16 protein-coding genes and 2 pseudogenes are annotated in these 25,106 nt (G+C 44.0%); 6 read left to right on the plus strand and 12 right to left on the minus strand.

Annotated elements, in window-relative coordinates:
* Positions 1-45: 45 nt before the first annotated feature.
* The 6 genes from AB6D93_RS16385 to yiaK form a co-directional block, all read right to left on the minus strand.
* A complete protein-coding gene (locus AB6D93_RS16385; RefSeq protein WP_017078564.1) occupies positions 46-909 on the minus strand; it encodes a Cof-type HAD-IIB family hydrolase in 864 nt (287 codons plus the stop codon).
* A gap of 10 nt (positions 910-919) precedes the next feature.
* Complete coding sequence (locus AB6D93_RS16390; protein ID WP_102332376.1) at positions 920-1,630, minus strand: L-ribulose-5-phosphate 4-epimerase; 711 nt, start codon at positions 1,628-1,630, stop codon at positions 920-922.
* 94 nt (positions 1,631-1,724) lie between these two features.
* Complete coding sequence (locus AB6D93_RS16395) at positions 1,725-2,699, minus strand: DctP family TRAP transporter solute-binding subunit (protein ID WP_017058866.1); 975 nt, start codon at positions 2,697-2,699, stop codon at positions 1,725-1,727.
* A 21-nt stretch (positions 2,700-2,720) separates the two neighbouring features.
* Positions 2,721-4,001, minus strand: a complete 1,281-nt coding sequence (locus AB6D93_RS16400; RefSeq protein WP_017058865.1) for a TRAP transporter large permease subunit — start codon at positions 3,999-4,001, stop codon at positions 2,721-2,723.
* Positions 4,001-4,489 (minus strand): TRAP transporter small permease, encoded by a 489-nt coding sequence (locus AB6D93_RS16405; RefSeq protein ID WP_017058864.1) that lies wholly within the window; start codon positions 4,487-4,489, stop codon positions 4,001-4,003. The genes AB6D93_RS16400 and AB6D93_RS16405 overlap by 1 nt, the downstream gene beginning before the upstream one ends.
* 24 nt (positions 4,490-4,513) lie before the next feature.
* Positions 4,514-5,515, minus strand: coding sequence for a 3-dehydro-L-gulonate 2-dehydrogenase (gene yiaK, locus AB6D93_RS16410; RefSeq protein WP_017058863.1), 1,002 nt, complete (start codon positions 5,513-5,515; stop codon positions 4,514-4,516).
* A 426-nt stretch (positions 5,516-5,941) separates the two neighbouring features.
* Between yiaK and AB6D93_RS16415 the strand changes: the two are divergent.
* From AB6D93_RS16415 to AB6D93_RS16425, 3 genes and pseudogenes are all read left to right on the plus strand, one after another.
* Positions 5,942-6,834: pseudogene (locus AB6D93_RS16415) on the plus strand (glycerate kinase).
* A gap of 199 nt (positions 6,835-7,033) precedes the next feature.
* A complete protein-coding gene (locus AB6D93_RS16420) occupies positions 7,034-8,485 on the plus strand; it encodes a catalase (protein WP_017066332.1) in 1,452 nt (483 codons plus the stop codon).
* A 217-nt stretch (positions 8,486-8,702) separates the two neighbouring features.
* Positions 8,703-9,575 (plus strand): patatin family protein, encoded by an 873-nt coding sequence (locus tag AB6D93_RS16425; protein WP_065583767.1) that lies wholly within the window; start codon positions 8,703-8,705, stop codon positions 9,573-9,575.
* 120 nt (positions 9,576-9,695) lie between these two features.
* On the opposite strand, the gene AB6D93_RS16430 is transcribed toward AB6D93_RS16425, so the two are convergent.
* Positions 9,696-10,688: a 2-hydroxyacid dehydrogenase gene (locus AB6D93_RS16430; RefSeq protein WP_017058859.1), complete on the minus strand. Its 993-nt coding sequence runs from the start codon at positions 10,686-10,688 to the stop codon at positions 9,696-9,698.
* A 612-nt stretch (positions 10,689-11,300) separates the two neighbouring features.
* Positions 11,301-12,101: a ferredoxin--NADP reductase gene (locus AB6D93_RS16435; RefSeq protein WP_102332377.1), complete on the minus strand. Its 801-nt coding sequence runs from the start codon at positions 12,099-12,101 to the stop codon at positions 11,301-11,303.
* A 332-nt stretch (positions 12,102-12,433) separates the two neighbouring features.
* Here AB6D93_RS16435 and AB6D93_RS16440 point away from each other — a divergent pair, with 332 nt between their 5' ends.
* The gene (locus AB6D93_RS16440) at positions 12,434-13,378 is read left to right on the plus strand and encodes an acyltransferase (RefSeq protein WP_102332378.1); all 945 of its coding nucleotides are present in this window, start codon (positions 12,434-12,436) and stop codon (positions 13,376-13,378) included.
* 105 nt (positions 13,379-13,483) lie between these two features.
* Here the strand turns inward: AB6D93_RS16440 and AB6D93_RS16445 are convergent, their stop codons facing one another.
* The 3 genes from AB6D93_RS16445 to glgX all read right to left on the minus strand — a co-directional run bounded on the left by AB6D93_RS16445 (position 13,484) and on the right by glgX (position 18,312).
* The gene (locus tag AB6D93_RS16445; protein WP_017069730.1) at positions 13,484-14,212 is read right to left on the minus strand and encodes a tRNA (adenine(22)-N(1))-methyltransferase TrmK; all 729 of its coding nucleotides are present in this window, start codon (positions 14,210-14,212) and stop codon (positions 13,484-13,486) included.
* Between the two features lie 131 nt (positions 14,213-14,343).
* Positions 14,344-16,086 carry a diguanylate cyclase gene (locus AB6D93_RS16450; protein WP_102332379.1) on the minus strand — a complete coding sequence of 581 codons (1,743 nt, stop codon included), beginning with the start codon at positions 16,084-16,086 and terminating at the stop codon, positions 14,344-14,346.
* Between the two features lie 231 nt (positions 16,087-16,317).
* Complete coding sequence (gene glgX, locus AB6D93_RS16455; protein WP_102332380.1) at positions 16,318-18,312, minus strand: glycogen debranching protein GlgX; 1,995 nt, start codon at positions 18,310-18,312, stop codon at positions 16,318-16,320.
* A gap of 433 nt (positions 18,313-18,745) precedes the next feature.
* On the opposite strand from glgX, the gene AB6D93_RS16460 reads away from it, so the two are divergent.
* Both AB6D93_RS16460 and AB6D93_RS16465 read left to right on the plus strand, forming a co-directional pair.
* On the plus strand, positions 18,746-20,092 hold the full coding sequence (locus AB6D93_RS16460; RefSeq protein WP_081229325.1) for a carbohydrate porin: 1,347 nt from the start codon (positions 18,746-18,748) through the stop codon (positions 20,090-20,092).
* 73 nt (positions 20,093-20,165) lie between these two features.
* Positions 20,166-21,014: a MalM family protein gene (locus tag AB6D93_RS16465; RefSeq protein WP_081229326.1), complete on the plus strand. Its 849-nt coding sequence runs from the start codon at positions 20,166-20,168 to the stop codon at positions 21,012-21,014.
* A gap of 526 nt (positions 21,015-21,540) precedes the next feature.
* Here the strand turns inward: AB6D93_RS16465 and pulA are convergent.
* Positions 21,541-25,047, minus strand: a pseudogene (gene pulA, locus AB6D93_RS16470) (pullulanase-type alpha-1,6-glucosidase); the annotation flags it as partial.
* Between the last annotated feature and the right edge of the window lie 59 nt (positions 25,048-25,106).

Below are 25,106 nucleotides of genomic sequence, written 5' to 3' on the forward strand. Positions count from 1 at the left end.
AATTCTCTTTAAATATAAACAGCTTAATAAAGCCGATGCTTTAAATTAATGGGCACCAAATAGATCTTGCAAAAGCGTCGCTAGCCCTGTCTTATCATCATTGTTTTTAGGCGTGATCAGGTTGGCTGAGCTTTTTACGGTGTCATCTGCGTTTTGCATTGCGATGCCAAGCCCTACTGCTTTAAGCATCGAAATGTCATTGTGGTTATCACCAATCGCGACACACTGCTCTAGGCTGATACCGAGCGGCTCAATGTAGCGAGTCAATGCATTACCTTTGCTATTACCTGTTGCAGCGAAATCGACACGATCAATCCAAGATCGCTCGCCATTGAAGTTTTCTTTCACAAAAGGAATTTCTGCGAATGTGTTTACTTCACCTTCAACGACAAACTTCCACACATACTCTGAAATTTGTGCTTCATGTTGGAAGTCGTCGACCTTTTGAATGTTTGGTCGCTGGCTTTCTGGAAAGGTTTGAGACCACGTCAGTAGCGCTTCCATGTATTCAATAGGGCGTGCTCTCGAGTAAAGCATTGCATCACGCACATACATCACCATCTTTAGATCATGAGCTTGAGATAGGGTGATAAACTCAGCCGCAATTTCTTTGTCGATTGCGTTTTCTTGAATGACCGTATCGTTCTGGTAATCAAAGATGTAAGTGCCATTGCAACAAATTATTGGCGTCGATAAACCAAGCTGATCGTAATAAGGTTTTGCCGCGACATGATGGCGACCCGTAACGATAACCACATGAGTGTGTTGAGCGACTTGCTTGATGGCTTCGACTAACTTTTGGCTAATAGTGTGCTGCGAGTTGAGCACCGTCCCATCGAGATCTAACGCCAATAGCTTGTGCTTATCCAATTTATGTTTATAGAACTTATGCGGTGATGACTTGTGCATGTGCGAGGCCTTACTTCTGTCCGTAGTATGAATTCTTACCGTGTTTACGGTTGTAATGCTTGTCGAGTAGCTCTGGTTGAATTGCTGCTTCTGGACTGATGGCACGAGTAGCTGTTGCCATGGCTGCAATCTCTTCCATTACGACAGCATTGTGCACTGCGTCTGAACCATCCTTGCCCCATGTAAATGGTGCGTGGCCTGCGATGATGACACCTGGCATTGCCTGTGGATCGATATCGCGTTGGTTGAATTCTTCGATAATCACTAAGCCAGTGTTTTTCTCGTAATCAGATTCGATTTCAGATTTCGTTAGTAGGCGAGTACAAGGCACATCACCGTAGAAGTAATCGGCGTGTGTGGTTCCAAGCGCTGGAATGTCTCGGCCGGCTTGCGCCCAGATTGTTGCATTGCGAGAGTGTGTGTGAACAATGCCGCCAATGGTTGGGAAGGCTTTATAAAGCTCAACGTGCGTTGCTGTGTCGCTCGAAGGATTCAGCTTGCCTTCAATGCGGTTGCCTTCTAAATCGAGAATAACGATGTCATCTGCCGTCATTACATCGTATTCAACACCTGACGGTTTGATTGCAATCACGCCACGTTCACGATCGATTTCAGAGACATTGCCCCAAGTGAAAGTCACTAAGCCATATTTAGGAAGTTGTAAGTTTGCTGCGAACACTCGTTCTTTTAATTCTTGATACGCGTTTGGTTCTTGAGACATGGTATTTGCCTATGTTGTATTGAGTTGAAGTACGAGTTGATTGCCTAGCTAAATTCTTAGCCAAAAACGCGCTAGGCAATCGCACTCAATCGCGTTACTTAGTGGCTAGCTTGATCTTGTTGATCATGACATCGCCATTTTTCTCGATGTAAGCGCTCCATACTGGCTGAATTGCTTGTTGGAAAGCTGCGCCATCAACATCACGGTTTACTTGCATACCGTTCGCTTCTAGCTGAGCAATCATCTTGTCTTCTTTCTGGATACTTAGCTCTCGCTGCATTGCCACGGCTTCAGCAGAAACCTCTTCGATGATTTTTTGCTCTTCCTCAGTTAGCTTGTCGAACTTACGTAGGTTCATAGTAAGAACCAGTGGCGAGTATGCGTGTTGTGTAAGGCTTAGGTATTTTTGTACTTCATCAAATTTGAAAGACAGCGTTACAGAAATTGGGTGGTCTTGAGAGTCAACAACGCCTGTTTCAAGTGCAGTATAAAGTTCAGATACTGGAAGTTGCTGCGGGTTAGCCCCTAGTTCATTGAACATGTCATTCAGTGCTTTCGAGCCGTTAACACGCATTTGTAGGCCTTTTACATCTGAAGGTAGACGAATCGGCTTCTCGTTGTTGGTCATGTTGCGGTAACCATTTTCTGGGAAACCAAGGCCTTTAAGACCGAATTTCTCGAAGTTCGCTAGCACTTCTTTACCCGGTTCGCCGTCTAGTACTTTGTAGGCTGTTTGACGATCTGGAAACATGAATGGCAGTGTGAATGCTGCTGATTCAGGCATTAGACCGTTGTAGTTGTTTAGGCCAACCATCGCTAAATCAACGATGCCAGCGCGTGAGCCATCGATCATTTGCTTATCACTGCCCAGTTGACCTTGTGGGTATACGTTTACTTTGATTTCGCCGTTTGAACGAGCTTCTACTTCTTTCTTAAAGAACAAAGATAGGTCTTGTTGCAAATCTGACTCTGGTGCAGCGTGCGCCAGTTTTAGAGTGGTTGTTGCAAGCGCGTTTGAGCTCAATGCAATCGTTGAAGCAAGTAACGTAAGTTTTAGTAGGGATTTCATTATTATTTTCTCCGTCGAGGATTAACCAATGACAAACGACATTGGCACAGTGATAATGCTTGGGAAGATGACAAACAGTGTGAGCAGAGCCATGTACGCAGCGATGAATGGCAATACACCTTTCACAGCCGTTGACATAGGAACTCTAGCTACACCACACACTACGTTCAGTACGGTGCCTACAGGAGGCGTAATCAGACCAATTGAACAGTTAATAACGAACAAGAGTCCGAAGTACGTTGGGTCAATCCCAGCCATCTTGATGACAGGCATTAATAGAGGTACAAGAATCAGAATTGTTGGGCTCAAGTCCATAACCATGCCAACACACAGCACAAGCAACATAATCACTGCCATGAGTAGACGAGGGCTATCCACTAGTGGACCTAACATTTCTGCGAGTTGTTGAGGAAGTTGAGCAACAGTAATTAGCCAAGCTGCAACCATTGCACAACCTACTAAGAACATTACCATTGCGGTCGAACGACCTGCGTTCAGTACGATGTGATAGAACTTCTTAATGGTGAGTTCTTTGTACACAAACGTAGAGATAAAGATTGCGTATGCCGCCGCAACGACTGCCGCTTCTGTTGGGGTGAAAATACCAAAGCGAATACCAACAATGATGATGACTGGCAGCATCAATGCCCAAACACCATCTTTCAGTGCTGCGCGCTTTTCTGCTTTTGTCGCTTTTTCTGAGGTCGCTAGATTTTCTTTACGAACCGTCCAACGCCAAACAAACATCAATGTCATACCCATCAACAGGCCTGGAACAATGCCGCCTAGGAATAGGTTTTTAATTGAGATACCGCCAGCAACACCAACCAAAATCAAAGGTATTGAAGGTGGGATAACAGGTGCGATGATACCGCCGGATGCCAATAGACCCATTGAAGGTGCTTCTGGGTATTTCGCTGCTTTCATCATTGGGTAAAGAATACTTACCAAGGCTGCGGCATCTGCTACAGCGGAACCTGAAAGGCCAGCAAGTAATACCGACGTCATGATTGCGACGTAACCTAAACCACCTTGACGATGCCCAACGTAAGTGGTCGCTAAGCGGACAATACGCTGTGACAAACCACCCGATGCCATTACTTCTCCTGCAATAAGGAAGAATGGGATGGCAAGCAAAGTAAAGCTGTCGACACCATTAATTAAAGACTGCGCAAGAATGTCTGCACTAAAGAAGTCCATATGAAGCATCAACGCCATTGAAGACAACAACAGTGCAAATGCGACAGGAAGACCAAGTAAGATTGAGACAATCAATACCGATAAGAAAATGGCTAACGTCATTATTCTTTCTCCTCTTCTAAGCTATCTAGCTGCCAGTCTGGTTTGAAGATTCGTACAAAGGCAATCACACCCATTAACGCGCCTGATACCACGCCAGCTAAGTAAAATAATGCTGAAGGAAGCCCTGTTAGTTGAGAAATATCTGACCAGTTGGACATCATTTGACGGTATGAACCAACGTAAAGCATGCCAACTGATATCAATACAATTACCCAACAAATTCGTCTTAGTACGGGTACTGCTTTAGGGAATAGTCGTTCAGAGAATTCCGAAACCGCGAGGTGCTCACCTCGGCGCAGCACAACGGCTGCACCAAGCATGACAATCCATACAAGACCAAGGCGAGATAGTTCTACAGAGGGACGAAGACCAGAAGAAAAGCCGTAGCGTAAAACTACGTTTGTAAATACGAGAATAATCATACAAGTCAGAATGACCGCCATGATGACATCGATACTTTTCCAAATACTCTTAAATACACTTTGCATAAAGCTTTCCCTACCTTTGGCAAATTACAGAGATGTAATCTGTTCCCAAATTCCATCATTGATTTCAATGCCGCCAGCTGCTTCGTGTTTCTTGATGAAGTTTTCAATTTCAGAACCAGCAATCATCACTGAGCCAGTTTCTGCAGGCTCTGATTCAAGTACGTAGTCACGAATGCGCTTCATCTCTTGTGCGTAAGTGCTTTGGTCCATTGTCTTGCTTAGGTCGATAGCGATAAGGAATTGAGATACACCAAACTCACCACCCATATCTTCAGTTAGTGCGGGTACTGAGTGGCCGCCAGTGATGGCAGTTAGCATCATGTCTAGCACGATTGCCATTGATGAACCTTTCCAAAAGCCCATTGGAAGTAGACGTTTATTTTCCCAAAGTACATGTGGGTCTTTGGTTAGTTCGCCGTTATCATCGAAGCCGCCGACGACAGGCAGTTCTTTGTCAGCAAGGACGAAATTTTGAAGTTGGCCGTAAGAGAATTGAGTCATTGAGCAATCAACAACAACAGGTGGATCGCCAGCTACTGCCATGATTAGAGGGTTTGAACCGACACGGTGATCTTTACCACCCCATGCTGGCATTACTGCTATTGAGTTTGTCGATGCAATCCCTGCGAAACCTTCACGAGCCATTTTTAATACGTAAGCTCCGCCACGCATCCAGTGGTTCGAATTACGCATACCGACCATGCCGATACCGTAGTCACGTGCTAATTCCATTGCACGTTCTGCACAGATAAGACCATTAAGAACGCCAGGTCCGTAGTTACAATCCCATTGCTCTAGTGCTCCCATGCTGTTAACACATTCTGGCTCGGCATTTAATTTGATTTGACCTTTATCTACTTGGTCAATGAATACCGGAAAACGGTTGATGCCATGTGAGTAAGTGCCTTCGTTTGCCATTTCAACAAAACCTGCAGCAAGCTTGCTTGCCATCTCTGGTTTCATGTCTCTAGCCAAAAGGATTCGTTCATATTCTTGTTGTAGTTTCTCTGTAGATACTAAAGGCATCAGTGCTCTCCGATAAGTTAAATTCCATAATGCGGAATCAATTATTGTTGTTATTCCGAAAATATTCTGTGAGCAAAGTTGCGAAATATTTCCTTATTAAGTTTTTCTCTGATAACTGTTAACTGGTTAAAAAGTGAAACAAAAAGATTTCATGATTCCGTAATGCGAAACAAAAAGCGTGTTCAGGATCTGGTTTCTAAGACTAAATCTAATGAAATTCGATAAGTTCGGCGGAATAAACTTGTCAAATTATGGAATTCGAGCAAACAGTAACTTTACTGAATATAAAATAGTGGCGTTGAAATCTGAGCGAAGGGTCAAATTTAGAGAGGGAAATCCGTACAGTTGAGCAGTCTTCTATATAGTGGTTTTGTTGTTTTGGAATTATTTCTTGGTAGATATTCGTTAAGCATTGAGCTTACTTCTATGAAAATTGTTATTGCACCAGACTCGTTTAAAGAATCTTTATCGGCTGTATCTGTGGCGGCGTGTATTGAAAAGGGCTTTCGTGAAATCTTCCCAGACGCTGAATACGTAACATTGCCTTTGGCTGATGGTGGTGAAGGGACTGTGGATGTATTGCTCCAAGGGCTTGTTGGTGAAAAGCGACATAGGCAAGTCGAAGGGCCGTTAGGGCAACAAGTTAATGCTGAATGGGCGATGCTTGAGTCATCCAATAGCAACCCGAACAAAACGGCACTGGTTGAAATTGCTGCTGCATCGGGTTTGGACTTGTTGAAACCAGAGCAGCGTGATCCATTGATTGCTTCTTCATTCGGAACGGGGCAATTGATTTTGGAGGCGCAAGCCCAGAACAAGTTGTGATGCTTGATAAGGCGCTTGAGAATTTTGCTCAAGTAGTTGAATCGCAAGGTTGTGTTCGTGGGGATGATCCCTTTCACAAGCGTACTGGTTATGGCGCGGCTGGTGGTGCTCCAATGGGGCTTGGTTTATTGTTTAACATGCAGATTAAACCGGGTATTGAGATGGTGCTTGATGTTTTGCAAGCCGATGAAGTATTGAAAGGCGCAGATCTTGTGATTACCGGTGAAGGGCAAATGGACAATCAAACTCTGCAAGGAAAGACGCCTTATGGCATTGCCAAACGTGCGAGCTTACAAGGCATTCCGACCATAGGGATTGCAGGTTCTTTAGGTACAGAAGTCGAAGCCTTATATGGTGAAATGAACAGCTTGTTTGGTACAGTGCGCTCTCCTCAGTCACTCGAGCAAGTACTGCGAGAAGCTGAATTGAACCTAACCAGAACGGCGAGGAACATTGCCTCAACTCTGAGGTTAGGCCATGCCATTTTTAAATAAACCGAAGTTATACATAGGCTTATTCGCAGTGAAGTTCAATAGGTTTCATAGATAACAACGATAAATATAAACGATTATATTTTCTGCCAACTCAGGTCTATTCTTTATCCATATTGTTTTAGTGGTTTTTAAAGTATTGAATCCACTTAAATCTAAGATGTGGCAACGATGCGATATCTTTAACCTTAAGGAATAGACCATGAGTAAAAAACTGACCACAGCTGCGGGTTGTCCTGTCGCTCATAACCAGAATGTTCAAACGGCGGGCAAACGTGGTCCACAACTTCTTCAAGACGTTTGGTTTTTGGAGAAATTGGCCCATTTTGATCGTGAAGTGATTCCAGAGCGTCGTATGCACGCGAAAGGCTCAGGTGCTTACGGCACATTTACCGTTACACACGACATCACAAAATACACCAAGGCAAAATTGTTCTCTGAAATAGGTAAAAAAACCGACTTGTTTGCACGTTTCACAACAGTTGCGGGTGAGCGCGGTGCTGCCGATGCTGAACGTGATATTCGTGGCTTTGCATTGAAGTTTTATACTGAAGAAGGCAACTGGGATATGGTGGGCAACAACACGCCAGTATTCTTCCTTCGTGATCCTCTTAAGTTCCCTGACTTAAACCACGCGGTGAAACGTGACCCACGCACCAACATGCGTAGCGCGAAAAACAACTGGGATTTCTGGACTTCTTTGCCGGAAGCTCTGCACCAAATTACTATCGTAATGAGTGACCGTGGTATCCCTGCGACTTACCGTCACATGCACGGCTTTGGTAGCCACACGTTCAGCTTCATCAACGCTGATAACGAACGTTTCTGGGTGAAATTCCACTTCAAATCTCAGCAAGGTATTAAGAACCTTTCTGATGCAGAAGCGGCACAAGTGATCGGTGATGATCGCGAAAGCCACCAACGTGATTTGCTAGACAGCATCGATAACCAAGATTTCCCGAAATGGACGTTGAAAGTACAAGTGATGCCAGAAGCGGATGCAGCGAAGGTTCCATACAACCCGTTCGATTTGACTAAGATCTGGCCTCATGCAGATTACCCGTTGATCGAAGTGGGCGAATTTGAGCTAAATCGTAACCCGCAAAACTTCTTCGCAGAAGTAGAGCAGTCAGCATTCAACCCAGCGAACGTAGTTCCAGGTATCAGCTTCTCGCCAGACAAGATGCTGCAAGGTCGTCTGTTTGCTTACGGTGATGCACAACGTTACCGTTTGGGTGTAAACCATCAGCACATTCCAGTGAATGCGCCTCGTTGCCCAGTACACAGCTACCACCGTGATGGCGCGATGCGTGTCGATGGTAACTTCGGTGGCACATTAGGTTATGAGCCAAACAACGAAGGTCAATGGGCTGAGCAACCAGATTTCGCTGAACCAGCACTGAACCTAGATGGCGCAGCAGCACACTGGGATCACCGCGAAGATGAAGATTACTTCTCGCAACCGGGTGACTTGTTCCGCCTAATGACACCAGAGAAGCAAGCGATTCTTTTTGATAACACTGCTCGCAACCTAGGCGGCGTGCCAAAAGAGATTCAATTGCGTCACCTAAGACACTGTTACAAAGCTGACCCTGCATACGGTGAAGGCATTGGTAAACTGCTTGAAATCGACGTGAGCGAATTTAAGTCGTAATCAATCATCTTGATTCGTTAATTGAAAGGCCGTTGAGTGAATCACTCAACGGCCTTTTTTGATCTCGCTGTTTATTAAGCAACCCTAAATCATTGAAAAATTTAATAATCCACATTGATAGTTTTTACCTATCGAATTGATAAATCTATCCCATTATCTTTGTAAGAGTGATGGGATTATTCTACGACTATCAGTTTATAAAGTAGAAGAGTTTGAGATGAATAAGAGCGCATTAATCGTTGAAGGTGGAGCAATGAGAGGTATTTTTGCTGCTGGAGTTTTAGACGCCTTCATGCAAGACGATTTCCGTCCTTATGATTTTGCCATCGGCGTATCTGCAGGTGTGTCGAATCTGGTTGGCTACTTATCTCATGCACCAAAACGCAGTTATGATGTGATCACCACGATGGCGACGGATAAAACTTTCTTTAATCCTGCTCGCTTTGCCAAAGGCGGTAACTTGGTAGATGTTAAATGGTTATGGAACGAATCCAATCAACGTTATCCGCTCGATTGTGGTGAGTTGTTTTCAAGTATCCCACTCATTGCTGCTGTCACAAATGTCGATACGGGCAGTGCAGACTACTACCATATTAAGCCAGAAAACCTTTCTAATGTTGTTGAAGCAACAACGGCTTTACCTATCGCTTACCGTGAAACTCCGTGTTTCTCTGGTGGCTGTTATACCGATGGCGGTGTAGCCGATTCGATTCCGGTTCGTGAAGCATATCGCCGTGGCGCACGCGATATTACCGTGATTCTGTCTCACCCATTGAGCTACCGAATGAAGCCTCAAAAGCACCAATGGATGCTGAAGAAACTATTAAAGAAATTCCCGAATATTGCTGAGTCGATGGCGGTACGTGCTGAAAACTACAACCAGTCTCTGGAGTTCATTCGTAACCCACCCAAAGATGCGACCATTAAAGTGATAGCGCCACCTGAAGCCTTCGCGGTTAAGCGTTTAACTATGGATCAAAGTACTCTTAATACAGGTTACGAGATGGGCGTCAAAGCCGGTGAAGAGCACCTTGCTATTAGAAAAGGCGTTTATGGTTTAGACACTGAAGATTGTCATTTCTGCGTCTAGGAACGGTTTTAGAATACTGAATAAACGACGAAGCCACGCTGTTCACTTCAGAATAGCGTGGCTTTGTATCTGTAGACTTAGTTTGTTTTTAACTCAGCCTGCTGTTAACTCAATCTGTTATTAAACGAGTTCGTTGCCGCTGGTGTTGCCAGCAAAGAAAGCATCAACACTGGTGAGTGTTGTGTTCGCGATATTGAACAGAGCATCTTTGGTTAAGAAAGCTTGGTGACCTGTGAACAGCACGTTGTGACAAGCAGATAGACGGCGGAACACATCATCGACAATCACGTCATTTGATTTGTCTTGGAAGAACAGCTCTTTCTCGTTGTCATACACATCAAGACCAAGTGCGCCAATCTTACTCTGTTTAAGCGCTTCGATAGCAGCTGTGGAATCCAGTAGTTCACCACGGCTGGTGTTGACAATCATCACGCCGTCTTTCATCTTCTCAAACGCAGTCGCATCTAATAGGTGGTAGTTCTCTTTACTCATTGGGCAGTGTAGAGAAATCACATCAGACTCTTGGTAAAGTTCGTCGAGTTCAACGTATTTAGCGCCTAACTCAACAGCTAACGGGTTTGGATATGGGTCATAGCATAGGATATTCATGCCTAAACCCTTCAGAATTCGCATCGTCGCTAGGCCAATCTTACCCGAGCCAATCACACCGACCGTTTTACCGTGGAAGTTAAAGCCAACTAACCCCTCAAGAGAGAAGTTCGCATCACGAGTGCGTTGGTATGCCTTGTGTAGTTTACGGTTCAAACACATCATCATGCCAACCGTGTGTTCTGCTACCGATTCTGGTGAGTAAGCCGGAACGCGAACCACTTGCAGACCAAACTCTTTGGCTGCGTCTAGGTCGACCTTGTCAAAGCCCGCACAGCGCATCGCGATTAACTTGGTGCGGCCTTGAGCAAGAATCTCTAACACGTCTCGCGATAGGTCATCGTTTACAAACGCACAAACCACTTCGTTGTCGTGCGCCATTTTTGCTGTTGTTGTGGTGAGTCGAAAATCGTGAAAATGAAACTCAGCGTTGAGTTCGCCTTTTGCCAGTTCGAATGATTTTTCGTCGTATGATTTTGAGCTAAAAAAAGCAATGTTGAGCATGGCTTCCTCTCTTACCTAAAATATAAATAACCCACTAATTCATTCTCTGAAACGGGATTAAAACAAGGGCATGTTGACCTTTCGCGGTTAAGTTTTGTTCGAGATAAAATCGTTTTAATCGCGACGAGAGGTTTGCCGCCTAGTCATTCTAAGCAAAACCCTCTCAACAAAGAGTAAAACGATTTTAGCCGAACCCTTCGGGCAGTGTTTGTGGTTCCTTTCTACAGCGTTATCGAATTCTCATGTAGGCGAGCTACACGTCGAATTCTCTGCCTTGTATAAATAACCCACAAACGGCTGCAAAAATCAGCTCGATAGGTCAACATGCCCTACAACTCTGTTCAGTGTGCTAGAGTTTTTTTCTCTTGTCTATCACCATTAGTCATTGTAATTGCTATGGTTATTTGATCTTTTGTCTTCACTTATTGAACATTAAAAATCACATTACGAGGTTGCTTGCTTATAAGTTCATCAATATTGAATGAATCTTACTTTCGGGTGTGGAACGTTGAATTTTCCAGTGTGACGGAATACGTAAATGACTCATATAAAACCTCTTCTCTAACTGTTCTTTGAAAGTTGTGCTTCTGTCTAACGAGTGGCGGTTGTTATTTACCAGTAGTTCTCACTGCTGAATTGACCGGGTTTTCTGCGTAAGTGCTTTTCGAAACCTAAGCTAGTTAGCGCTTCGCTTGTGTCACGAACCATTTGCGGATTGCCGCAAAGGTAGAAAAAACTGCGGGTTTGATTGAAAGCGACAGACGCGGCTTGCTCGAGGTCGCCTCCAAGTAACAAATTTGGGATTCGTCCGCGCAAAGTTCCGGTAACTGATTCTCTAGAAATAATTGGCACATATTTAAGTCTCCCTTGAAAGTGATTAACGAGTTGAGTGATACGATCTCGATAAGTCAGGTCTTGCTCTGTTCTTACAGCATGCACTAGAACCAGATTCTTGAATGAAGAGGCTTTGTCTGAAGCCAACTCAGTTTGCTGTATCTGCATGCTCTCAAGTATTGAGATAAATGGGCCTACCGCGGTTCCGGTTGAAAGCATCCATAGATCGTCGGCGATCTCTGGGATCTCATCTAAGGTCATAAAGCCACTTGGGTCTTTGCCGACAAAGATGTCATCGCCCATCTTCAACTCATGAAGTTGAGGTGAAAGCTGACCGTTCTGATCCTTAATAATCAAAAATTCCAGATGTTGATGACCTTGTTCGTGCTCTGGCGCGTTCACCATCGAATAGGCGCGTCGAACAAATTCACCTTCACTGTTGCGTAACCCCAACTTTGTGAATTGACCAGCTTGGTAGGATGAAACTGGTGCACTGACTTGGAGTGAGAACAATTGATCGGTCCACTCTATCTTGTGTAGGACTTTTCCGGTTACCAAACCATGAGGAATATCTGTCATATCATCACCTTTACGTAGAGAAGCTATCTCATTAAGGATACTCAACTATCTTACTTTTTGGAGTTGCATGTACCATGCCAATAATGAGAATGCTTATCAGTACTAATTCTTTAGTGGGATATAGGTTTGATTGAGTCAGAAAGACTAGATTATTTTGGTGTCCAAAAGACTCTATTGTGTTTTTTTGTTTCTATTAGCGTTCTGAGAGTTAAGTGAGCCATGTCCGAGATCTGTTGAGTGGTTCGACCCTTAGGATATTCCACCAATAACTAAAGAGAATAATTTGTAGATGCGTATAATGGCGGCTTTCGATCTCAATATAGCCGTGTTTTATGCTTGATAATCTTCGTATGGCCTTGAACGTGTTGTTCGTGACCATCAATACTGCAATGACTGCGTTTACCGTAAGCTTCTTTGGCCTCATTAAACTAATTCTTCCAATCCCTGTTGTGCAGAAGTCATGTACTCGTCTCGCTAACTTCACATTTTGGTGTTGGGCTTCGCTCAATTTTTGGATGTTGAATGTTAATAATGATATCGAATGGCAAGTGGAAGGGGGGGAAGATATTTCGACCAAGCAGTGGTATTTGATGATGTCTAACCACCTAAGCTGGGCAGATATTGTGATTTTGTCTTCAATCCTAAAAGACAAAATGCCGATGACGAAGTACTTCTTGAAACATGAATTGTTGTACGTACCATTTGTTGGCTTGGCCTGCTGGGGCTTAGATATGCCATTCATGAGACGCCACTCTCGTGAGTTCCTATTACGCAACCCAGAACGCCGTAATGATGATTTTAATGCAATCAATAAAGCGTGTACTAAGTTCAAATTAGCACCGACAACATTGGTTAATTTTGTTGAAGGGACTCGTGCAAACCACGAGAAACTGGCGTCAGCAAAGACCCCTTATCGCCACTTATTGAAGCCGAAAACTGGGGGCGTGGCATTTGCTTTATCTGCAATGGGCCCAATTTTGGATGGCATCGTGGATGTGACCTTAGCTTACCCTGAAAACCAAACCTCTCCGTTTGAAGATATGCTGAAGGGCAAAATGACTAAGGTCGTTGTGCGTATTAAATTGCATCCAATGGATGAGAACGTGAACGGTAATTACTTTGAAGATAAGGCTTTTAAACGTCGCTTCCACAATTGGTTGAACAGCACGTGGAAAGAGAAAGACGTCTACCTTGATACGGTTTATGGGGTTGATAAGCCTTCTGAGGTAGAGACAGTTGACGAGCCTGATGTGGCTTATAAGAAACAAGAACAGTAAGCTAAAACTGAATCGATAGCATTAATAAAGCCGATAGCTCATTGAACTATCGGCTTTTTTATTAATTTGACTTTCTTAATATTCAAACCATTAAGTTAGTACTTACTATGGCTTAACCGCCTGGTAAGCATCAATAATATGCTTTACTTGGCTAGGTTTGCCTTGCTTCTCTTGTCCTTGATGGATACGTAAGTAGTGCTGCAATGTTTTGGCTTTGTATTGCTGTGATACCTTCACTTGTTCATCACAACTTGGTGTCCAGATCTTGTCACCGACGTTTGATATCTCGCTAACGGTTTGGCTCTTTTCTGAATCACCGCGACTATTACTCACCAATAAAATCTCGTAGTAACGACGGTTCTCTTCAATCAACACTTCATCAATAAGGCCAAAATGGATCGCCTTTAAATGGCTTCTCAACTCGAATTGCTGATGCACCGGACAAAGCAAGAAATCGATCGCTTTGTCTGGGTGTTGACGATGAATATCATCGACGAGCTTTTGAGTAAGATCGCCACCGACGCCCGCAATAATCACCAGGTGTTTGCCAGTATGTTTCTCAAGCGGGATAGCGGCGACATCCATACAGTAGACTTGCCATTGGCTAGTCACTTTCTGTTCTGCTATTGCACCTTGCGGAAAGTAACGCGTAAGTTTGCTTTCCAAATCGCTCATAAGAGACGGGACAATATCGACAAAGTGAAGCTGAGGTGCTTTGTTATCCGACAACAGTTGAACACCCAAGAAGCCGTGATCACAACAACAGTCCCAAATATGTTGGTAGTCATTGCTGACAAGGGAATGGAGAGTTTGCAGTCGGTTACTTAGCTTCATAAGGCTCGTGTCGTTAGAAAAGGGGTATTGTCGTGTTGAACGCGCATTGTAATGACTTTCCATAAAAACAAAAGCACCTAGGGTATGAATCCTAGGTGCTTTGTAGTGGCTACAGAAATGTAAGTATAGGTTTACGATGCTTTGGCAACGGCTCTGATATGGCCTTCCACTCGGTTCTTACCAAGTTGTTGCGCGATAAGTTTCGCTTGTTCCGCCAGCGCTAAAGCTGAGTCTGTTTCACCCTCTATTTGCGAGTATCCCACGCTAACCCCTAGCGATAAGGTGATATCTGGAGTGACGATGGTTTTCTCCGCGATTGCGACTCTGCACTGGTCTAGCTGGAATTTGGCATCTTTCACATCATTGGCTTTGAATAATACTGCGAACTCCTTTCCTCCAACACGAGCCAAGCAAAGTCCCTTTGGCTTGGGGAAGTAACTGCGTATCGATTCTGCAGTCAGCTTGATCATCTTGTCGCCAACCGCTTCACCGTAGGCTCGGTTTACGTGGTCGAAGTTATCGATATCAAGCAGAGCGACATAGGTATCGGGCTCGCTCACGTAGTTTTCGATGGCGATGCTGAAACTGCTCTTATTGTCTAACTGCGTCATCAGATCTTTGCTGCTCAATTGATGTTGAAGCAGTAAGTTAGACAAAGAGACTTCAGTGTAATCACGGATCATTCGTAGAATACTCTGGCTGATCGGTAAGTTTACGTTTACGTACAACACTGCGATCAACTGCTGACGAGAGTGCAAAGGAATACAGTAATGACGTTGGTGTATTTTGAGTTTACACGCCAGTGGATCGGCGTACTTACCACTTCGGTAAGCCATAGTGTCCGGTGTAAATCGCTCTGCAAGGGCTTTGTCACAATGTACCGTGGATTTGTTTCCGTGATAGTCGATGGTACTGAATGCGTGGTTCTCAAGCTGATAGAGACAGAATTGAATGCCTTTTTGGTAGGTGAAACTATCCAGTATGGATTTTAACTCTCGCTTAAAGCTTACAAGGTCATCGACTTTATTCAGTTGCGACAAGGACACGTTCAAACGATAAGCCAGATAGTTGGCACCAATCCACAATAGCAGGAGTGAGCCCAGTACTAAGCCCGTCAACGTAAATTGATGTGAGTTGGTTAAGATGTCATGGCGGTCAGTGCCCGCAATGAACACCCAATTTAAGCTGTTGTCTGCGTCAAATACCGATATTTTGAAGTTATCTTGATAGTAATATTCGTGCTTACCAACGGTTTCACCTTGTGAGAGTTGGTGGCTGATCCCTGCATGGAAGCTGATGGATTTAGAACCGATACGCTGTGGATCCGGGTGGAATACCAGTCGCTCTGTTGCTCTGTCTACAACAAATACATAGCCATTATTAAGCGTTTTTAAATCTCTTAAACCCTGCGTGGTGTGCAACAAGTCAAATTCAATCCATATTTCCTCGTTCAATCTTTCTACCGTGTGTTTTACCGCAAATACCCAACGCCCATCAGGCTTTTGATAAACGGAAGAAATGTAGAAATCCTCAACGACGTTGTCTATTGAATGCCATTGTATTACGGCGATTTGTTCGCTCGAAAGTGGAAGACCTCGAGTGGAAATATAATTTTGAGATTGCGGTTTGTATCGAACGATATCTGAGAAATTGGGTGTTCTTTTTAGGATATTATCACTGATTTCGCGAAATTTTTTGTCATCAAAGCTGGATGCCTTAGGTAAGCCTAAACTGGTCTCAAGAAAGTAAAGCTTGCCGAAAACGGCTTCGATATTTGAGCGAATAGTGGAACTAGCGATACGAATATTTGATGATGATTGGTTAGTTGCTGTAGTTTCAACTTTCTCTAGTTGAGCGATAGCTAAATAAAGCATTCCTCCGGTTAGTAAGAGTATGTATGGTTTGAAAAGCCGAATAAGTGTTTTAGGTAAAGCCATGATATCCAAGACGTTATAGATTCATTTTTATAGTACGGCAATACTAAACAGTTTCATCCATCACATCAATGCAAATGATTCCATATAAAAGAATGATTTATGTGATATTCAGCTAATAAAAAAACCAGCTATAAATATAACTGGCTTTTATGGTTTTTTGGCGTTTTATTAAGCTAGCTTAGCTTTTACTTCAATCAAATCAGTGTTATCTGGCGAGTAGTGCAAAATTGCCATCGAAGTCGGCGATAGCAGCATTTCACCTTCTGCATGACCTGGTTTTACATTTCGTAAGTTGGTATCACAAATGGTGACCCAGTTTTGGTCGCGATCAGTCGGTAACGAGAATCGAGCGGGTGCGTTGGTTTGGTTTATCAAATAAATCAATTCGTCACCGTCTTTGCCAATACCTAAGTGCAGCGCAACAGAGCTTAAACGATTCCAATCATCATGCTCCATGAGTGTGCCATCGACACGGCTCCAGAAGATGCGGTTCGAGTTGCGTTTTTCTCCGCTGAACGCCTTAATAAAAGGCACCATATATTGTTGACGTGCAGAGATCATTTCAGCTAACCAAGTCTTGAAATAAGTTTTTCGCTCAGAATCTTCCCAGTTAATCCAGCTAGTTACACTATCTTGACAGTAAGCGTTGTTGTTGCCTTTTTGAGTGTGAGATAACACATCAGCTGTCAGAATATGTGGAATGCCAAAGGCAAACAACAGACTCGCCATGAAGTTACGTTTCTGTTTTTCGCGTGTGGCAACAACCAATAGGTTTTCGGTTTCCCCTTCAACACCGTAGTTATCAGAGCGGTTATCACCGTGTCCATCTCGGTTGTTCTCGCCGTTATCTTCATTGTGCTTGTGTTTGTAAGAGACAAGATCTTGCATTGTGAAGCCGTCGTGATACGTGATGTAGTTTACGGTTAGTCTGTATGGCCAGTGTGCTGCGCTGTAGATATCGCGAGATCCCATTAAGCGCGTCGCAAACTCTTTTAGATAGCCTTGATCACCGCGCCAGAAGCTACGTGTGATATCACGCAGTTTGTCGTTACATTCATTCCAACCAAGCGGGAAATTACCCACTTGATAACCATTAGGACCAATATCCCACGGCTCTGCGATTAACTTAGTTTCTTTAAGTACAGGGTCTTGAGCTACGGCTTTAAAGAAAGCAGCCTCAGGGTTGTAGTTGTCACCTTCGCGCCCCAGTGTCGCTGCCAAGTCAAAACGGAAGCCGTCGACTTGGAATTCGCTTACCCAGTAACGAAGCGTATCCATTACTAAGTTGAGTGCTGGCTGGTGGGTAAGGTCGACGGTGTTTCCACAGCCAGTGAAGTTCGCGTAATGGCAACCATGTTTAATGTAGTAGCGGCTATCGAGTGCTTTTAGGTTGAAGGTGGTTCCGCCTTCCCCACCTTCTGCTGTGTGGTTGTACACCACGTCTAGAATGACTTCGATGCCATTGCGGTGCAGTTCGCGAATCGCAGTCTTTAACTCGTTTACGGCATCTTTCTCTGCGTAGCGAGGGTCAGGCACCATAAACAAGTATGGGTTGTAACCCCAATAGTTCACTTTACCCATGTCTAATAGGTGTGGTTCATGCATGCATGCAGCAATGGGCAAAAGCTGTAGAGAGTTAATATTTTGCTGTTTGTAGAACGCAAGCATTTCAGGGCTCACTAACCCTAAGTAGCGTCCTTTAGTATTGGCAGCCACTTCTGGGTGCAGTTGAGATAGACCTTTTACATGCGTTTCAAAAAGAACGGTATCTTCGCGGCTAATGCGTGGCTTTTCTACATCTTGCCAATCGAAGGTGTCATCAACAACGACACATTTCGCCATAGCAAAGCTTTTTTCATTGGTATATGGCGTGACGTAATCGAGCGGTTCGCTTATTGCTTTGGCATACGGGTCTGAAAGCAGGATAGGGCCATTGTCCGTTTCGGCAATGAAGCCGTATTTTTGCCCCGCTTTAATACCATCAATAAAGACATATCTGATATCAGCGTATTCATTTTCCAATTTATAAGTGGTGAATTCGTCGTTCTCGTCAAAAAGAGCGAGTGAAAGAGATTTACAGTCAGGAGAATAAATAGAGAAGTTGCAGCCAGTGTTACCTAGCGTTGCGCCTAGCGGATAAGGGCGAGCGAGCGTTCTAGTCATTGCTTGATTTCTTGTTCGTTTATCAACATCAGTGAACTATTAGTAAAAGGCTTTGTCACAGTAAGGTCAAGCTACTTCACAGATTAATTACGGTAAAAAAATAATTCATCGATGAAGTTCAAATTATATATTTGAGCTAGATCTCACTTATGTTGAATAATTAGATCTGTGTGCTGTCTACTCCTCCTATATTAAGTGATCTACCTCTTTAAAACACCATTCTGTATATTTTCTACTCCCCTCTAGTCCCCCTTAATTAACTTAGGGGCGGAGGAAGTCAAACTTGTCATCCCCTCTTAATATTGACCCCGTTGAAACGAATCAGGGGAAACCCTAAACCTCTCTATCTTACGACTACCATTACTGCCTTTGGTTGCCGCAAGAGAGCAAAAATATAAAAACCTAAAATAAATCGTCCTTAATGGAGTTAAGAATGAAAAAAGTAAGTTTGATTGCTGCAGCAGTGGCTTCGACATTGATGGCTGGTTCAGCTTTCGCTGCCGAAGTTGATTTTCATGGGTATATGCGCGCAGGCTTCGGTATGAATGCTGATGGTGGCTCGCAATATTGTTATGGTAATGGTGGCCCTACTACATTTGGGCATGCAGTTGGTCGTTTAGGCGATGAGTGTGATAACTATGCTGAACTTTCTCTAGGCGTAAACAAGATTTGGGAAAGTTCAGATGGCGATGCATTCAATATCCATACTCTAATGGCATTTGGCACGTATGAGAATGGTGGCTTAGATGGACGTGGTAATTCGTTCCAAAGTATCGGTACAGATCCTGATGACCCATGGTCTGGTGAGAGAGCTTCGTTCCGTGAAGCTTGGGCTGACTACACTATGGCAAACGGCATGAGCATTTGGGCTGGTGAACGTTATTACGGACGTAAAGATGTTCATATTATGGATATGTACTACGTAAATAACTCTGGTGCTGGTGCCGGTGTTGAAAACATTGATTTGGGCTTTGCGAAGCTTCATGCTGCAGTTGTTCAGCATAAATGGAAGGCTCCATTACTAACTGCAGATGATCCATCGACACCTGAAGATGAAAGACAGCCACTTGAGGGTACACAAGTTTACTCAACTGCTAATTCAATCGACCTTCGCTTGACAGGTATTGAAACAAATGACAAGGGTAGTATGGAGTTCATTTTAATGGCTGCAGACCCTTCTCATACAGATGTACAAAGTGATGCAATTGACGGCGGTATTGGTAATGCAGGTGATTATGGTCTAGATAAAGCAGGCTTTTTCCTTACAGCTGAACACACTCAAGGCCATAGCATGGGCTTTAACAAAGCTGTTATTCAGTATGCAACTGAAGGTTATGCTTGGGCTGGTTTCGTAGGTAACCACGCAGGTGATTCGTACAACATGGAATTAGGTCAGGAAGGACGAGAGTCTTTACGTCTAATCGATTGGGGTGTAATCGAAGCTGAAAAATGGAATCTTGGTTACTCGTTCGTTTATGCTCAGTTGTTGGATGACGGCAATGGCAACAGTGATGGCAAAGCTATGAGTGTTGTTCTTCGTCCTGGCTACAAATGGTCTGAAACAATGAGCACTATTCTAGAGCTTGGCTATCACCAAGATGAATACCCTTGGGCTGATAAAGAAGACTTAACGAAAGTTACAATTGCTCAACAATGGCAAGCCGGTTCAAATTTCTGGGCTCGACCTGCAATTCGAGTATTTGCATCTAGTTACAGTGGCGACAAAGCTGTTGATAACAATGACTTAATGTTCGGTGCACAAGTTGAAGCTTGGTGGTAATCTAGCATTTAGTCATTAATAAAAAACAGTAGCCAGCTTACAAGCTGGCTACTGTATTACAAGGGATAAGTGAATGAAAAAAATAGTATCGATTCTAATGGGGGCGACCGTTTTATTTGGTTGTGCGAGCCACCAAGATTTTTCTTCTTCGAGCTCGGAACAAGCAAGTATCTCTACGGTGGAGCAAATTAGTTGGAATCAAGTTGGCGTTCCATCAAGCTTTTCTATTCACTTTTCTGAAGATTCTCAGATTTTAAATAGCACAGACATAATGGGACCAGTGGCTGGTTTTTCTTTTGATGTTTCTGAGCCTCAGGTCATAATAGAACTTTCGGGCATGGTTAAACGCTTAGAAGTATTTTCTCCAAATTTAGCCATTTATGATCAAAATTTTAAATTATTGCGAAATTACGACTCATCCTTTTTTGATTATGATAAAAATGACTTTATAAAGGGTGATGTTTTATTTGGTGAAGTTGAATTGAATCTACCGATGAGTACCACTCGTATTTATGGTGTTGTTTACACTACTAAACAAGATTTAACACAAACTACCCAGCTATTGCACCCGGCCAAAGCAATGGCTATTGCCAAGCGAAATGTTGTCCCTGCTATTGATGATCCTGAAGCGAAGCATGTTGACATTGGTGAAGTTAGAGTTGCTATAAAACGTGAAGGTTTCTTTAGTGGGTTAACGAAACCTTCAAAATCTGCATCAGCTCCTGAAATTCCTGTTATTGAAAGCAAGAAGCTAACAATAGAAGCAATTCAACCAGAAACACAAACTTACTACCATAATGCCATTCAAGCAGCAGTAGACGCAGATAATATTCCAAAAGCTCTGAGCCTACTAGATGAAGCAAAAGCACTTGGTATTGAAGGCGCACAAGAAATTTTTGTAAAAGCCGTCAATAAAAAATAGTCGACGAGTTTGTAAATACCGATTGATATAAAGAGAAGGGCTCCTGACTAGGAGCCTTTTTTATTGTCCATAATAAATTAAAAGTAATACTGATATTCATCGAATGCTTGAATGTAAATAACCACAGACTTAAACACAATAACCAATGGCTAATATAAATGGGCGTGATTCGTTATTTATGGTTTTTATTAGCTACTAGTTAAAACACTCTCGTCTATTTTACTCTTCTCAAACCGCTGAATACGAACTCTGTTGACGAATCGCCACTTCATCTACCGACCTAAGCTCGGCTTCCTAAATTTTACGTACACTGGAATGAGACGTTCACATGTACTCGTTATGCTTTCTATTAAGAACTAAAGTGGTTCGTTTTATCTATTAACATTGGGATTAATGGAGACCATGGATTGATGTGGTGTATTGGGAATGGTGTTTGTTTAGGACAAAAAAAGGGAGACTGGCGTCTCCCAAAGGCTAGCTTTCGCTGGTTTTTATTATCTGTTACTTCGCTTCGATACTTTAAGCTTTACTGCTTAGTGACCGAAACAACTGGACCATCTACATTGTCATCCAGCTCGTGAATTGCATTCAGAGTGAATGTGTAGCTGCCAGTTTCTGTTACGCTTAATTGGCAGTTACCATCAGTACCTAGGTCGATTGACCCACCAGCAAGTTCGACTGAATCGCAACCAAAGTTAGGTGATACCCAATCAGCATCAGCAAACTTGAAGCCATAGTTACCCACTTCCAAGTTGCCTGTCACAGAATAAACACCATTAGCGACAAAGCTCATTGCCCAATCATCCGTTGCGCCCCATCCATTCATGTCACCTTTAACGTAGACGGTTGTTTGGCCGTATGGCGGAATGCTCGATACATCCTTGCCTGAGTTATCAACCGGCAAACCAGCACCTTGTGCATCGCCTTGAGCTTGTACAAATACAGCGGTGGTTAGTGCAGGGACTGTGAAGGTTTCAGCGGCGAAGCTTGCACCTTTTACAATGTCATCTTCAGAGCTCTGTTGAACGGTGTGAAGTGTAAAGCCGGTTGCTCCCGTGATTTTGAACGATTGAGATTCATTCGTTGAGTTTACAACTGCGACAATCGCATCATTGGCAGGGTCAAGATCGTCGCCCGCAGACACGCCATCATCGATCGACATGACAATCAGGCCTTCGACTTGATCTTCGCCAACGTTACGGAAGTCGACACGCTTCATAACTTCGTCAGCTGTATCTAAGCGGAACAGTTCGCTTGAGCTACGGATCTTTAATAGCTCTAGGAATTGCTGCTTAGTCAGCTCAATGTCGTCTGAGTCTGGTTTAGCCGCGCTGTCAGCAATGATTGTTTTGATCAGATCCCAGTTTGCACCATCTTTATCTTCACGAGGTAAGCCAACATTCCAGTTGTTGTCCGTCCCATCAAACATGACGCGGTTGTACCAGTCACCAGAATCGTAAGAATCGCGCTGCATAGACTTAGATCGTAGCAGTTCAGAACCCATATGGATGAATGGTATGCCTTGGCCTAGCATCACGGTAGAAAGCGATACAGACTGCATACGCGCACGCTCTGCAGAGCTAGTACCAGTGGCGATCTTGTAAGCGTTGTTATCCCAAAGTGTTTGGTTATCGTGTTTGGAAACGTAAGAGATGTTCTCGGAAGGCATCTTGGTGTAACCAGCTGGCGCGCCGTTGTAATCAACGTTTTTACCCAGTTTGGTATCGCCTTTGTAATCAATCAGTACGTATTCTGCGAGGTTACCTGCCATACCTAAACGAACAAGGTCTTGGTTATGTAAACGACCATTGATCGAATCTTGATCAACTTTGGTTTCTTCATTGGCAATCGCTGCGTTACCAAAGCCTTGGTTAAAGCGAAGTGGGTGGTTGCCTGCTGAATCGACGCCACCGTCGAACGGACTACCACCACGAACGGCGTCACGCAAACGGTCTGAGAAGGTACCGATTTCTGTACCTGCCATGTTGATTTGGTTCGCTTGATCGAAGCGGGCGTTGTTGGCGACTTCACCAAAGTCCCAGCCTTCCCCGTAGAACAGAGTATTCGGGTCGATTTTGCGCACTTCTTCCAATGCTTCGACCATTACATCTTTTGGCTGGTGGCCCATCAAGTCAAAACGGAAACCATCCACTTTGTAGTCGTCAGCCCACACCTTAAGTGAGTCGACCATCAATTTACCCATCATCAGGTTTTCGGTCGCAGTGTTGTCACAACAAGTCGAGTTTTCTACGCCACCAGTGTTGACGTTAAGACGGTGGTAGTACCCAGGGACAATCTTATCCAGTACCGACTTATCGTTCACACCAGACGCATTGGTGTGGTTGTATACCACGTCCATGATCAGCTTAAGATCCATGTCGTGCGTAGCTTTGACCATCTGACGGAATTCGAGAATACGCTGAGAACCATTAGGATCGGTCGCGTAACTTCCCTCAGGCACTGTGTAATGGAATGGGTCGTAGCCCCAGTTGAAGCTATCAAGCATACGAAGGTCATTCATTAATGCTTGTGCGTCACCCGTTGAAGGGTCATAACCATCGAGTACGTCTTCGATGACTTTGTTTTCGTCTTCGCTTCCACATAAGGTAGCTGTCGGTTTTACATCACACAGTTTTCCTACGGTGTCGGTGATATCAACACGGCTCGCGGCATCTTCATCGACGGTAGCGATATCAAATGCTGGTAAGATATGCAGCGTAGTTAAACCTGCTTCTTGGAGAGCTTGTAGGTGTTTGACCGACTCACGATCGGCTTCTGTAAGAGCGAGGTACTTGCCATTTAGGCTAGCTGTGCCGAGCTTATCGCTGAAGCTAAAGTCACGTAGGTGTGATTCGTAAAGTACGTGGTCTTCGTCTTTTTCTACGGTTGGTCGTTGGTAGTTGTCCCAGTTCGCTGGTTTCAAGGTTGAATCATTTAGGTCAATCACTTGAGAGTATGCCGAATTCTTCGATAAGCTGAGAGAATATGGGTCTGTCACAAGGCGAGTTTCGATATTGCCTGTGGTTGGGTGATAAACCTTCACTTGGTAACGGTAATAACTGTTCACTGCATTAGACACCGCGTCAGTCGCCCAAATGCCTGTCTCAGTGTTTTCCGTCATCGGGATTACTTGTGAACTTAGCAGATCTTCACTGTATAGAACGAGTTCTACATCTTGCGCGGTTGGTGCCCAAAGCTTGAAGGTCGCCGCACTGCCTTCAACAATTGCGCCTAGTTCTTCAGCCATTGCATTACCAGCATCTTCGCTAGCAAATACCGCATCAAGCACACCAGGTTTTTGAACCTCAGTTGAAGAGATAACATCGCCATTGGCATTGTAGGCAACAAAAATTATCTGAGATTTTAAAATAGTGCGAAGTGTGCTGTCGTCAACATCGATAGCTAGGGCAGGTAAGCTTGCAAGGTGTCGGAAACGCTCTTTCAATTCAGAAGATAGTTCTCCGTCTTTGCTTAGTTCAATTGCAGTTCCACCGACAATCTCTTTGTCATCGTTCATTGTGATGCTGTTGTCTAGTGCATAGAAAAGCTTCACAGAGTCTGCATTGCTAGCCGCTTCCCAACCAATTGTGGTTGCATCTAGCCAGTGTGCTTTTTGACCATCAATATTGACTGGTCGCTCTGAAATAGGGTCGTAGTACAACTCGCTGCTGCCATGGAAACCAAATACGCCTTGTGAATCGCCAAGCTTAGTTAACTCGACTTTTGAGTTCGCACTGCCAAATGCTTTCTCATCACCATTGTGCAAGATGAAGTTCATGCATTTGTGTGGGTCAGAGGCATCTGGGTCAACTTTCAACACATAATAGGCACCGTAAGTCTCGCTGATACCATCATATTCGTAAGGGCTGTTCCAGTCGGTTCCGGTTTCACTTAATCCCATGCCGACTAAATCTGTGCTGGTACAGCCTTCACCATTCCAAAGGTGCAGCCCCCAACCGTCGTAAGTTGAGCCAGATGAGCTGGCAGCGGCAACATCGCGTTTGTAGTAAATAACGACTTCGTTTTCAGCTGCAGGGGGCGTTGTTGATCAAATCAGTTTGAAGGTCAACGACGCCATACTTGACTCAGCAT

Origin of the sequence: Vibrio sp. 10N.247.310.23 (assembly GCF_041467155.1) — a bacterium.
GTDB classification, from domain to species: Bacteria; Pseudomonadota; Gammaproteobacteria; order Enterobacterales; family Vibrionaceae; genus Vibrio; species Vibrio crassostreae_C.